The sequence below is a fragment of the Pantoea sp. RIT413 genome (assembly GCF_003057675.2).
Lineage (GTDB): Bacteria > Pseudomonadota > Gammaproteobacteria > Enterobacterales > Enterobacteriaceae > Pantoea > Pantoea eucrina.
Genome location: NZ_QBJB02000005.1, coordinates 110,929 through 123,178 on the forward strand (window position 1 = coordinate 110,929; position 12,250 = coordinate 123,178).

Annotated in this window: 9 protein-coding genes; 3 read left to right on the forward strand and 6 right to left on the reverse strand. The window is 56.6% G+C overall.

Going from position 1 to position 12,250, the window contains the following annotated elements:
• Positions 1-168: 168 nt before the first annotated feature.
• Positions 169-1,644 (reverse strand): SulP family inorganic anion transporter, encoded by a 1,476-nt coding sequence (locus tag DBY66_RS09180; RefSeq protein ID WP_108569938.1) that lies wholly within the window; start codon positions 1,642-1,644, stop codon positions 169-171.
• 931 nt (positions 1,645-2,575) lie between these two features.
• On the opposite strand from DBY66_RS09180, the gene DBY66_RS09185 reads away from it, so the two are divergent.
• Positions 2,576-3,289: a polyphenol oxidase family protein gene (locus DBY66_RS09185; RefSeq protein ID WP_108569939.1), complete on the forward strand. Its 714-nt coding sequence runs from the start codon at positions 2,576-2,578 to the stop codon at positions 3,287-3,289.
• Positions 3,290-3,432: 143 nt separating this feature from the next.
• Here DBY66_RS09185 and idnO read toward each other — a convergent pair whose 3' ends face one another.
• The 3 genes from idnO to DBY66_RS09200 all read right to left on the reverse strand — a co-directional run bounded on the left by idnO (position 3,433) and on the right by DBY66_RS09200 (position 6,096).
• A complete protein-coding gene (gene idnO, locus DBY66_RS09190; RefSeq protein WP_039380488.1) occupies positions 3,433-4,197 on the reverse strand; it encodes a gluconate 5-dehydrogenase in 765 nt (254 codons plus the stop codon).
• A 9-nt stretch (positions 4,198-4,206) separates the two neighbouring features.
• The gene (idnD, locus tag DBY66_RS09195; protein WP_108569940.1) at positions 4,207-5,238 is read right to left on the reverse strand and encodes an L-idonate 5-dehydrogenase; all 1,032 of its coding nucleotides are present in this window, start codon (positions 5,236-5,238) and stop codon (positions 4,207-4,209) included.
• Positions 5,239-5,397: 159 nt separating this feature from the next.
• Complete coding sequence (locus DBY66_RS09200) at positions 5,398-6,096, reverse strand: response regulator transcription factor (RefSeq protein ID WP_039380492.1); 699 nt, start codon at positions 6,094-6,096, stop codon at positions 5,398-5,400.
• 696 nt (positions 6,097-6,792) lie between these two features.
• Between DBY66_RS09200 and DBY66_RS09205 the strand changes: the two genes are divergently transcribed.
• Entirely contained in the window at positions 6,793-8,790 is a 1,998-nt protein-coding gene (locus DBY66_RS09205; protein ID WP_108569941.1) for an NADPH-dependent 2,4-dienoyl-CoA reductase, read from the forward strand.
• Here the strand turns inward: DBY66_RS09205 and rlmG are convergent, their stop codons facing one another.
• Positions 8,791-9,909 carry a 23S rRNA (guanine(1835)-N(2))-methyltransferase RlmG gene (rlmG, locus tag DBY66_RS09210; protein WP_108569942.1) on the reverse strand — a complete coding sequence of 373 codons (1,119 nt, stop codon included), beginning with the start codon at positions 9,907-9,909 and terminating at the stop codon, positions 8,791-8,793.
• Positions 9,910-9,991: 82 nt separating this feature from the next.
• Between rlmG and DBY66_RS09215 the strand changes: the two genes are divergently transcribed.
• Complete coding sequence (locus DBY66_RS09215; protein ID WP_039380498.1) at positions 9,992-10,492, forward strand: M48 family metallopeptidase; 501 nt, start codon at positions 9,992-9,994, stop codon at positions 10,490-10,492.
• Here the strand turns inward: DBY66_RS09215 and DBY66_RS09220 are convergent.
• The gene (locus DBY66_RS09220) at positions 10,489-12,177 is read right to left on the reverse strand and encodes a chloride channel protein (protein ID WP_039380500.1); all 1,689 of its coding nucleotides are present in this window, start codon (positions 12,175-12,177) and stop codon (positions 10,489-10,491) included. The two genes, DBY66_RS09215 and DBY66_RS09220, sit on opposite strands and share 4 nt — an antisense overlap.
• Between the last annotated feature and the right edge of the window lie 73 nt (positions 12,178-12,250).

Sequence of the window (12,250 nt, forward strand, 5' to 3'; positions counted from 1 at the left end):
TTTATTGAACATCAGATCGTGCGGTGCCAATTCAGCGAACAGGTTCGGGTTTACTCTCCTGTTCGGCTGGCTAAGGCATCCGGCCTGCAGACGTTCTGCCGCCGATTATGCCGCGCCCGAACAAAAACCGTCTACCCGTGATATCCGATTTTTGCCGGGCATAATCACCTACTTAACGGCTACCGGCCACTGGCTCAGCCGTATGCCCCGCTCCGGCGCATTTTCGCCAAAGTCGCGCAGAACCGCTTTCACATCCGGATCGAGATATTCCGCGTTACCCTGCTCCACAATCACCAGGCTGTTTTCCGGAATTTCTGCCAGCACGCCCTGCAGCTTAGGGTTATGCATAAACGTCAGATTCTGATGAAAGCGCAGCACATAGTGATCGTCATGGCGGGTGAGCTGCAGCGCATTGCGGTGGCTCTGATAGATGCTGCAGAGGATCTGCACGGCGATCCCGAGGAAAATACCGGCCAGCATCCCCAGCAGGATGATGCCGCCAATCGTGGCCAGAAAAGGCACCGACTGCGCCCACCCCATCCGGATCTGCTCAGCAAACAGGCGCGGCGTCGCCAGCTTGTAGCCGGTGTAAAGCAGCACAGCGGCCAGGCTGGCCAGCGGGATCGCGTTGAGCAGCGAACTGAACCACAGGCCGCAGACCAGCAGCAGCACGCCATGGATCAAAATAGAGAGTTTGCTCTGTGCACCGACGCTGACGTTAACCGAACTGCGAACAATAACGGCGGTAATCGGCATTGCGCCCAGTAACCCTGCCGTTAAGTTCCCTATCCCCTGCGCAAACATCTCTTTATCAGGCGAAGGAGCCGGATACTGCGGGCGCAGTTTTTTCAGCGCCTCCTGGCTGAGCAGCGTCTCCAGGCTGGCGACCAGCGCCAGCGTGATCGCGACCACCCAGACGGCGGGATTCTGCCACGCCAGCCAGTCCGGCGTTTCCAGCTCAGCCACCAGCGCGGAAAAGCTGTCAAAGGCAGGGAGCGTGATACGCGGCAGCCCGTCGCCCAGCGCCGGAAAGAGCCGATCTCCGGCGAAGGTTGCCATACAGCCAATCAGCACCGCCACCAGCGGACCGGGGATCCAGCTGAGCACCCTGACTGACTTAACCAGCGGCGTGGTCCAGAGCCAGAGCGTCAGCAGGCCCGCGGCTGCTACCCCAATAGCACTGGCTGAGAACGCGACATTGCCTGACATCAGCGCCCCCAGCCCGCCCTCTCCGGCTGCGCCCAGCGCCACAGGGATCTGCTGCATAATCAGCAAAATGCCGATTGCGGCCAGCATGCCTTTAATTACGCTGCCGGGCACCAGCGCGATAAACCGCCCGGCACGCAGCAGGCCCAGCAGGCACTGCAGGACACCCGCCAGAATCAGCGCGGTCAGAAAAGCAGAAAAACTGCCCAGCGTCTGGATGGACGCCACCACAATCGTTACCAGCCCTGCTGCCGGGCCGCTGACCGCAAAGCGCGACGGACTCAGCGCGGTTACCAGCAGCCCGCCAATTACACCGGTAAGCAGACCGGCGAAAGGCGGCAGACCGCTGGCCTGAGCAATGCCCAGGCAAAGCGGCAGCGCCACCAGAAATACCATCAGCCCGGCCGGAATATCCTGCCGCAGTGTTTTAACGTTCATGGCACATGCTCCTCAGCTGATTGCGGTACAGATGACGCAGAGGGTATTTAACATAGCCTGAGCGGTGCTCATGACAGGGTAAAACGGCGCCGCGATATTTCACTGATAACGGTTTTTGTATCATCACAATCATCTTCTCTTTATGCCTGCGTATCTGATTTGCAGATAATAAATGCCCTCTGAGCAGGAGGCCGTAAACCTCCGCAGCGGAGACAAAGCAGCTTCACCTCACAAAAATTGGTTATAGCCGCTTAAGATTTAAGTTGCATCTTTATTATTTAACGCCGCGGGACGGCAGCCGTTTTGTAAAATAAAAGTCAGGAAAGGTAATTAATAAGTCAGTTTAAGCAAGCATATTTAAAAGAGGATAATTAGTTAAAGCGATTATATTTCAATGGATAAAAATCTATAAAAAATAACGCAAGAAGCTGGCTGACAAAAATATACATATTATCTGGCAGCAGCGCGCACCGCGCTGGCTAATAATCGCACTATAACCAGGATAGTTCTTAGTTATTAAAATTAATGCTTAGCGCAATAATCTGTATTACCCGGAAAACATCAAAATTATCCACTCATCGCTGGCGTAAAATCAGGTTATATATCATGAAATGCCGCCAGCGCCTGGCAGCTAACGCAAAATGTAAATATGCGTGGCTCTGACGGTAAAACGTAATCCCCTGCGCCGCCGGGTGTTTTTTCAGTGGTCAAATTATTTACCGTTCCACTCTTTTATGCAGTTACTCCGGCTCTGCCCGGCAATCTCAGCGCAGGCCATCGTGAAACACAGCGCTGTGATACGGGCAGCTATAAGCTGAACGCATGACGTTAGCCGTGATGAGAAAGATATCTGCCGGAGCGCTGTAAAAACGTACCGGTTAACGTAAGCTGTGCGCAGTCGCCGGTTACGTTCAGGTCACAGGAGAGAAGTATGGAGAGTAAAATCTGCGGTCCGCGTTCAGCGCTGCTGGATAGCCTGACATGGCTGGAGTATGCCTTTCAGCCTGCGGGTCTGCCTGCACCTGAGGCTGCCGCTTACGGACATCAGCGTCACGGCGCCCGCGTGGTGTTATCGGGACAAAACCGGCCGCCAAAAAGCTGTGAATCTGACGGTGTGATTGCTGAAGATAACCGTCCGGTAGCGGTTTATACTGCCGACTGCCTGCCGGTGCTGTTTGCCGATCCCGTGCAGCAGCAGGTGGCGGCGATCCATGCCGGGCTGAACGGCACGCTTAGCGGAATTCTGCAAAGCGCGCTGGATGCCCTGCTGGCAAGCGGCGCGAGTATCGATACGCTTTGCGTCGCTATCGGTCCGGCCATTGGCCCCTGCTGTTATGAGCTGGGCGAGGATCGTATCCGCCAGATGCAGCAGCGCAGCGATCTGCCGCCGCTGCAGTGGACGCATCAGCAACCCGTGAATCCGCAGGCGGTACGTGCGCAGGCGCAGGCGCAGCAGCAGGGGGCGTGGTTCAGCCTGCCCGGGCTGGCGCGCAGCATCCTGCTAGAGCGCGGACTCGGGCCGGCACAGATTGATGCGGTCAACGTATGTACCTACTGTATGGCCGAGGCGGGATCCAGCTACCGGCGCAATACCCACTTCAGTAGTGGATACCAGTCGCGCTTTTCGTGGATCCGCCGTCGTTAATCGCTTTGCTGCCCTGTGAGCAGCCGGCCCGTGGATAAGCGCGCTAAACGTCAGCAGAGCCGCGGCTCCAGGCGGCGAGATTGGCGCTTCCTTCTGAATCTCCACTGTTTAAAATGTTGCCAGGCAGGCTCTCGGGCCACGCACTACACGGCTACGCGCATACCGCCATCGACAAACAGCAGATGTCCGTTAACGAAATCTGAGGCGGCAGAGGCCAGAAAGATGGCGGCACCAATCAGCTCTTCCGGCTTACCCCAGCGCGCAGCAGGCGTACGCTTAGTCAGCCAGCCGGTAAACGCGGGATCGTCAGCCAGCGGCTGCGTCATCTCGGTGACAAAGTAGCCCGGCGCAATCGCATTAACCTGAATGTTGTAGCGCGCCAGCTCGACGCACATTCCCCGCGTCAGCATGGTGACCGCCCCTTTAGAGGCCGCATAAGGCGTGATGGTGTCGCGGCCCAGCTCACTCTGCATTGAACCGATATTGATAATTTTGCCGCGCTGGCGCGTTACCATCTGCTGCGCCACTTTTTGCGAGACAAAAAACACGGCGGTCTGGTTTACCGCAATTACGTCGTGCCAGTCCTGTTCAGGAAACTCCAGAAAAGGCCGCCGACGCTGGATGCCGGCGTTATTTACCAGAATATCGATGGCGCCCCACTGTGCTTCAATTTCATCGATCGCCTGATGCACCGCGCCGGAATCGGTTACGTCAAACGCTTTGGCCCGGGCGACGATCCCCTGCTCGCGCAGGGCGGCGGCGGCGCGCTCTGCCCCTTCAGCTGTGGTCGCGTTAATAATCACTTCGGCGCCGGCTTCACCCAGGCCCTGCGCCAGCAGAAACCCGATACCGCGTGCTGAACCGGTCAGCAGTACACGCTTGCCGGCCAGAGAAAAGAGTGCGTTCATAGTATCTCCCTAAAAAGTCAGCTGAACTTTTGCCGCGCGGGTTTTATCGCTGGCAAACTGCAGCGCCGCATCGATATCCTGAAGCGGGTATTCCCCGCTGTAGAGCGGCAGCGGGTTGATAACGCCCTGCGCCAGCCACTCAACTGCCGTATTGAATTCATGCGTAAAACGGAACGATCCCGTCAGATTTATCTCTTTGGCAATCAGCGTCATCAGGGGGAAATCAGGAAATGCGCCGCCCATTCCTACCTGCACCACCGTGCCTCTGGCACACACAACTTCCAGGCAGCGCTGCAGTGACGCCGGATGGCCGGACGCTTCAAACGCAACATCGAAGTAGCCCTTATCCGCCATCCAGCCGGTGAAATCGCCGCTTGCCGCGTTAACTATTTGCGTGGCACCCATTTGCTGCGCCATCTCCAGCGAACGTTCACTGATATCGCTGCAGACAACCTCTGCAGCACCACGCGCCTGCGCGGCAGCGGCAATCAGACAGCCAATTGGCCCGGTGCCGGAGATAAAGATACGCTTACCGGTAAGATCGCCAGCCTGATGCGTGGCGTGAATGCAGACCGCGAGCGGCTCAGCAAACACCATCACCTTTTCATCGGCATCCTGTGGAAAAGGCACGCACTGGCTGCTCGCCACCACTTTGTGCCGGGTAAATCCGCCATCGACGTGCGGGACATACATTGCACTGCCAAAAAAGCGCATGGCGGTACACTGGTTCTCCTGCTGGCGCTGACAATATTTGCATTCACCGCAGGGTTTAGCCGGATTGATAGCCACTTTTTGCTGCGGCTGCAGGCGGGGATCGTCGCTTTCAATGACGTAACCAATCACTTCATGCCCGAGTATCATGGGCATTTGCAGCGCAAAGCTGCCCACTTTTCCCTCCTGGTAGTAGTGCAGATCGGAGCCGCAGATTCCGCCGCGCGTAATGCGCACCAGCGTGCCGGAGCCATCCCATTGCACCTGCTGCTGTGCGACACTGACCTGCTTTTTGCCGGTAATAACGCAGGATTGCGTTTCAATATTCATGTTTATCCTGTGAGTCTGATGATGTGACGACTATAAAAACGGGTTAAACAGGATAAAACTGTGATGAACATCACTCAGAACGATGTTACAGAAAAGATGTTACCGGGAACGTGAACTGGCTATCAGGTTGCTGCGCTCGGGCGCGGCCGCCCTGCGCGATTACCGGGCTGACAGCAGCTCCCGGCTATATTTAAATAGTTCCGAATCTGAACGGACGCCGAGCTTTTTCAGCGCCGACTGCTTCTGTCCGCTTACCGTCTTCCGGCTTCGTCTGAACTTGGCCGCAATCTGTGAAACGCTCATGCCATCAAGAAAGCAGCGGATCACTTCTGCTTCACGCGGGCTTAATAATCTTATTTTTTCGTGAAGAACCGGCTTACAGCTGATACAGAAATCATCGTCCGCCTTTTTTCCGGAAATGGCATACAGCGTCTGGATCTCTTCAGCAAGGTGCGTGGCTAAAAACAGGTTATTCTCAGCAACGGATCTGACCGCCGCCAGTACCTCTTCAAAGGGATGGCTTTTACCGATAAACCCGTTTACGCCGGCCCGGAGTACCATTCTTGCTACCGCCGGGCTTTCGGCAGAGGTTAAAACCAGCATTTTCTGCATCGGATAGTGATTACGTATTTGCTTTATTAGCGTCAAACCATCAATTTCACGCTCGCCCAGCAGGAAATCCAGAATCAGAACATCAACACTGTGCGTACTTAACGCGCTGAAAAGCTCGCTGCCGGAAGACCAGGCAGCAACAAGGTGAATATCGGGATGGTTTTTCAGACATAGCTCAAAAACCAGACGAATCATAGGATGACCGTCAAGAACAGCAATACGGACTGGCTGAGTGTTTAAATCCAATCTGCCTCTCCTCTAAAAGTATATGACAGGTAAAAGGGCTATATCGTTTAACCTTTTCAGTTAACTCAGTGGTAATAGCAGGAAAATCACCTTCACAATGTGATTATTCAGGTAATTATATAAAACCGATAAATAAAAAATTATTAAGATATGGAATTAACTGCTTCACTAATAAAATAAAGGATAATTCATCCAGAAAAAGAGGCGCCCCGGCTGCTGGCTGCCGCTAACTGTGCGGGCTGGCGCGCAATAAATATATCACTCATCCGATCGCACCATTCAGCTGCGCGCTATGATTAACAAGCATCATTAATAACATTAAAATAGCGGTTAAAATGATAAATTCTCTGTCTGACTCTATCTGAAGACTTATTTCCAGATTACTTTCCCGCTATAATATTTAAAACTCAGGCGAGTTGCGATGAACACAGGTTGCCGCGGTCTGATAATTACCCGGCGTTTCCGGAAAAAGGAATCCATGATGATATATAAAAAGTGCTAAGTCATTAGCCCTGTACTCTGGCCCTTTCAGGGCGCGCCGGTCCTTCCCGTGCGTAACGAAGACAAGCTGATACTTCGTACGTAACCTGCCGCCCTGCTTTTTTTGACGTCTCTCACAAGCTCAGCGTCCCCCTCTTCCATCATGCGCGATTACCGTTAGAGTTAACTCATCCGACCACTTTCGAGTACCCGATCATGATCGAGCACTACCCCTGCTTATTTACGCCTCTCGATCTGGGATTTACCCGGTTAAAAAATCGTTTTCTGATGGGCTCAATGCATACCGGACTGGAGGAGCACCCTGACGGGGCGGAGCGACTGGCCGCTTTTTATGCTGAGCGCGCACGCGAGGGCGTGGCGCTAATTGTAACCGGCGGCGTCGCGCCGAATGCGCAGGGTGTGGTGGCACAGGGTGGTGCGATGCTGACCGATGAAAGTCAGTGCGGCTGGCATCGTCAGATCACGACGGCGGTCCATGCGCAGGGCGGAAAAATCGCGCTGCAGATACTGCATGCCGGACGCTACAGCTATCAGCGTGCGCTGGTAGGCCCTTCCGCACTCCAGGCGCCTATTAATCCTTTTACTCCGCATGCGCTGAGCGAAGCAGAAATTGAACAGACGATTGCCGATTTTGCCCGCTGCGCCCGTCTGGCACAGCAGGCGGGCTATGATGGCGTAGAGATCATGGGCTCCGAGGGGTATCTGATTAATCAGTTTCTGACGGCGCAGACTAACCAGCGCACTGACGCCTGGGGAGGCGATGTGCAGCGGCGGCAGCGCTTCGCCCGTGAAGTGACGCAGGCGGTACGCCACGCCACAGGCGAAGACTTTATTGTTATTTTCCGGCTGTCGCTGCTCGACCTGGTGCAGCACGGCAGCACGCTGGATGAAACGCTGATGCTGGCTGAAGCGCTGGAAGCGTGTGGCGTGACGCTGTTCAACAGCGGTATTGGCTGGCATGAAGCGCGCATCCCGACGATAGCCACCTGTGTCCCGCGAGCCGGCTTTGCCTGGGTAACCCGCCACCTGCGCGAACGCGTATCCGTACCGGTGATTGCCACCAACCGGATCAACCACCCTGACGTGGCTGAAGCCCTGCTGCGCGACGGGACTGCTGATATGGTTTCAATGGCACGGCCATTTCTGGCGGATGCCGCGTTTGTCTCCAAAACGGCGCAGGGTCAGCCTGAAGCTATCAATAGCTGTATTGCGTGTAACCAGGCGTGCCTCGATCAGATTTTTGCAGGCAACGTGACATCCTGCCTGGTCAATCCGCGCGCCTGCCACGAAACCCTGATGCCGGCTGTACCAGCCACGCAGCCGAAGCAGCTGGCTGTGGTTGGCGCCGGTCCGGCAGGCATGGCTTTTGCCCTGCAGGCGGCTCAGCGCGGGCATAAGGTAACGCTCTATGAAGCGGAGGCGGAGATTGGCGGGCAGTTTGGTATCGCCCGACAGATCCCGGGTAAAGAGGAGTTTAGCGAAACCCTGCGCTACTTCCGCCATCAGCTTGCGGCAGCGAAGGTGACGCTGCGGCTTAACCACCGGGTCTGTGCCGAAGAGCTGACAGACGCGGATGAAATTATCATTGCTACCGGCGTAACGCCGCGTCAGCTCTCTATTCCCGGCATCGATCATGCCAGCGTGATCGGCTATCTGGATCTTCTGCGCCATAAAAAACCGGTGGGTCAGCGCATCGCCATTATCGGCGCAGGCGGCATCGGTTTTGATACGGCCGCCTATTTACTCCATTCATCAGAGGATTTTTACCAGCGCTGGGGAATCGATCGCACGCTGCAGGCGCGCGGCGGCATTGTTCCTGCCCGGCCACCCTCTCCCGGCCGGCAAATCTGGCTGCTGCAGCGTAAAGGCGGGAAGCCCGGAGCGGGCCTGGCGAAAACCACCGGCTGGATCCACCGCGCCAGCCTGCAGGCGCACGGCGTAGAGATGTGGGGGGATGTGGAATATCTGCGCATTGACGATGCAGGGCTGCATCTGCGTCACCAGGGTAAACCGGTCACGCTGGCCGTGGATAATATTGTGGTTTGCGCCGGTCAGGAGCCGCTGCGCCTGCTGGCTGACGAGCTGACCGCACGCGGCAAACCGGTGCGGGTGATCGGCGGCGCAGATGTGGCGCAGGAGCTGGACGCGCGGCGGGCTATTGCACAGGCTACCGCGCTGGCGCTGAGTCTGTGATCAGCGCAGTTTGACCGCGCGCAGCACCACAAACTTGGCGCTGGACGCCACCAGTTCGCAGTTACCAAACAGCTTCTTCATCTTCTGGTGATAGCCGAGGTGCCGGTTGCCCACGATGCGCAGCTCACCGCCATACTGCAGGCAACGCTTTGCGTCGCGCAGCATCTGCCACGCCAGGTGATCGGTAACCGCATGCTGCTGGTGGAACGGCGGATTGCACAACACCGCATGCAGCCGGTCGGAGGGAAAGCCGCTCAGCACATTATTAACGCGGAACTGACTGCGCGACAGATCCTGCGGGCGGTTAACCCTGACGTTCAGCTCGCTGGAGGCGACCGCCATATAAGATTCATCATAAAACAGTACCTCAGCCTGCGGATTCTGCTCCAGTGCCATTAAGCCAATCACGCCGTTGCCGCAGCCGAGATCCATGATTTCGCCTTCAATATTGTGTGGCAAATGCTGCATAAACAGCCGCGCGCCAATATCCAGCGAAGTGCGTGAAAAGACGTTGGCGTGGTTATGGATCTGGTAAGGCGTCTCATCGAGTGGCCAGACGGTAGTGTCCGCCGCCTCAGCCAGCGCCGGGGCGCTGTAACGGCTGTAGATCAGACGCGCTTTTTTCCAGGCCAGCGACGTTTTACTCTCACCCAGAATTCGCTCAAACAGCTGCAGGGTGGAGTTATGAATATCTTTTGCTTTGGCTGCCGCCAGAATCAGCGTCTCTGGCGTGGCCACGCTGCGCAGCGCACGCAGCTGATGCTCCAGCAGCGCCAGCGCTTTGGGAATTTTGATTAAGACAGCAGCAGGCGCCGCAGGCAGCGCGCTCAGGCTGTCAATAAAGTGAATGCGATCGTCAGACAAACCATTTAAGCGCAGATTCTGTCTGGCTGCCTGCTGGCTCAGCCAGGAGTCGCTGACGTGCCAGATCTCCCGATCCTGCAGGCCACAGGTTAATGCCCCAAAGCTGTCATTGAACACCAGCACCGGACCTTCCGGCAGCTCCTGCTGCAGCAGATATTCATCGGCAGCATCCCACGCCTGTAACGGGCTCTCTTCGCGCATCGGCGGAAAGCGCTCCAGCGTAAGGGTGCTATGGGTCAGTTCAAGTTGGCTCATGGGATCTCCGGCGTGGTACACTTTGCGCAATTTTCGCCCTGAAAAGGGGGGCGCAGTATACTGTCTTTCGTCAGGAATCCCAATGTCATTAATTTATCTGCAGGGTTACCCTGAAAATATCCTCGAACAGGTGCAAATGCTGATTGATCATCAGCGATTAGGCGCGTTCCTGCAGCAGCGCTATCCCGAGACGCATGATGTGGTCAGCGATCGCGCGCTGTATGACTACACGCAGGCGATAAAAAATCGCTATATGCGCAGCGCACCTCCGGTAAGCAAAATCCTCTGGGATAATAAAATCAAAGTGATGAAGCATGCGCTGGGGCTGCACACGGCCATTTCCCGCGTACAGGGCGGCAACCTGAAAGCTAAAGCGGAGATCCGCATCTCCACCTTTTTCCGCCTTGCTCCTGAGCCTTTCCTGCGCATGATTGTGGTGCACGAACTCGCCCACCTCAAAGAGAAAGATCACAGCAAAGCGTTCTATCAGCTCTGCTGCCATATGGAGCCTGACTATCATCAGCTGGAATTTGACGCGCGCCTGTGGATGACCGATCAGGCGATGCGCGGCAACGCAGCTTAAAGAAACTCCTGTGCTTTCTGAATCAGACTGGTTTTGGTCAGGGCGCCCATAAAACGACGCTCCTGCGGATTATTCAGCACCGGCAGCCGCTCGAGCGTCACGCGTGAAAATGCCTCCCACCCTTCGCGCATGCTCTGTCCCTGAAAAATGCAGGGAAAGTTGCTATCCATGACGGTGCTGACCGGCGAGTCCAGAGTGATCTCCTGCGCCAGTACCTTGCGCGAGATCTCGTGAATGGAGACCACGCCCAGAAACTGCCCCGCCTGATTCAGTACGTAAACATAGCGTTCACGCTTCAGCGAGCTGACCGCCAGCGCCTGTCCGACCGACTCTTCCGGCTGCAGCGCTGCACCGGGAATAATCAGCTGGTCGACACGCATATGGTCAAAATCATACCAGGCTTCAGAACGGCTCAGGTGATGGCTGACCACCGGATAGGTGCTGGCGGACTGCAGGCGGTAGACCACCATTGAAGCCAGGACCGAGGCGATCATCAGCGGAAACAGCAGGCTGCTGTTAAGCGTCATCTCCAGTACCATCAGCATCGCCATCAGCGGAGCCTGACTGACAGCGGCCAGCACGGCGGCCATGCCTATTGCTGCATAGAGCAGCGTATCGCCCACCGGCAGCTGCAGCGCGGCTGCGCTCTGCGCCAGAATCACCCCGAGCAGGGCGCCAATCAGCAGCGAGGGCGTAAACAGTCCGCCGACGGCATTTGAGCCTACGGAGAGGGTTGTCGCCAGGGTTTTGAGCAGCAGCAGCAGCAGCAGTCCGGTGATGACATAGTGCCCCTCAATGATCTTCACAATCACTTCATAGCCGTTGCCGAGAATATCCGTGGAGAGCAGCGCCAGCAGGCCGACAGCGACGCCTCCTGCGCCAAGCCGCAGCGGCAGCGATCGCACGCGGCTGAATAGCCGCCGGCTACGGCCAATCAGCGCGATCAGCAGCCAGCCGGCAACGCCTGCTACCAGACCAATCAGCACTGTCATCAGCAGGCTCACTCCATCCATCTGAAACAGCGTATCGGCAAGCGGATAAAGCGCATTGCGAAAACCCAGCGCCCACATGGTCATCACCGCCACCGCAGAGGCGACAATCAGCGGGATCAGTCGCTGCAGGGCTGAAATACCAAAAGCAATTTCAGCAACAAAGATCGCCGAGGCAAGTGGCGCGTGGTAAACCGAGGAGAGGCCCGCTGCTGCCGCCATGGCGACAATGTCGCTGTTGCGCAGATTGAGCGATGCCGGCAGCCAGCGTCCCAGCAGACTGCCGCTGAGCGCTGAGAGCTGTACCATCGGCCCCTCTTTACCGATTGAAGCGCCGCTGCCAATGCTGGCGATTGAAGAGAGCGCGCGAAACAGTGAGGTGCGCGTCGGCACGGCATCCAGCCTGGCGTTAATCACTTCCAGGTAGTCTGTTTTTACCGTTTGCTGCTGCTCAATTGCGACGGCATAGCGCAGGAACCAGCCCGCCAGCACGCCCCCGCCGCCCACCAGCAGCGGCCAGAAGATCCACGGCCAGACGTGCATCGCCACGGTGATCTCATGGTCACTGTTAAACAGCAGCTGGTTAATCACATCGATAATGCCACGAAACGCCAGCGTCACCAGCGAGGCCATCAGCCCCACCGGAATGGCGATCAGCAGCGTGGTCCAGTTTAATGCATGTTTGCTTCCGCTCACCCGGCTCTCCCGTTCGCAGGCTTTCAGACACAGGGGCTCACTATATTGGAATGCGGATCGCAGGATCAAATAG

Coding starts and splice junctions, on each gene's coding strand:
- DBY66_RS09180 (WP_108569938.1), bottom strand. CDS start 1,644: ATGAACGTTAAAACACTGCGGCAGGATATTCCGGCCGGGCTGATGGTA.
- DBY66_RS09185 (WP_108569939.1), top strand. CDS start 2,576: ATGGAGAGTAAAATCTGCGGTCCGCGTTCAGCGCTGCTGGATAGCCTG.
- idnO (WP_039380488.1), bottom strand. CDS start 4,197: ATGAACGCACTCTTTTCTCTGGCCGGCAAGCGTGTACTGCTGACCGGT.
- idnD (WP_108569940.1), bottom strand. CDS start 5,238: ATGAATATTGAAACGCAATCCTGCGTTATTACCGGCAAAAAGCAGGTC.
- DBY66_RS09205 (WP_108569941.1), top strand. CDS start 6,793: ATGATCGAGCACTACCCCTGCTTATTTACGCCTCTCGATCTGGGATTT.
- rlmG (WP_108569942.1), bottom strand. CDS start 9,909: ATGAGCCAACTTGAACTGACCCATAGCACCCTTACGCTGGAGCGCTTT.
- DBY66_RS09215 (WP_039380498.1), top strand. CDS start 9,992: ATGTCATTAATTTATCTGCAGGGTTACCCTGAAAATATCCTCGAACAG.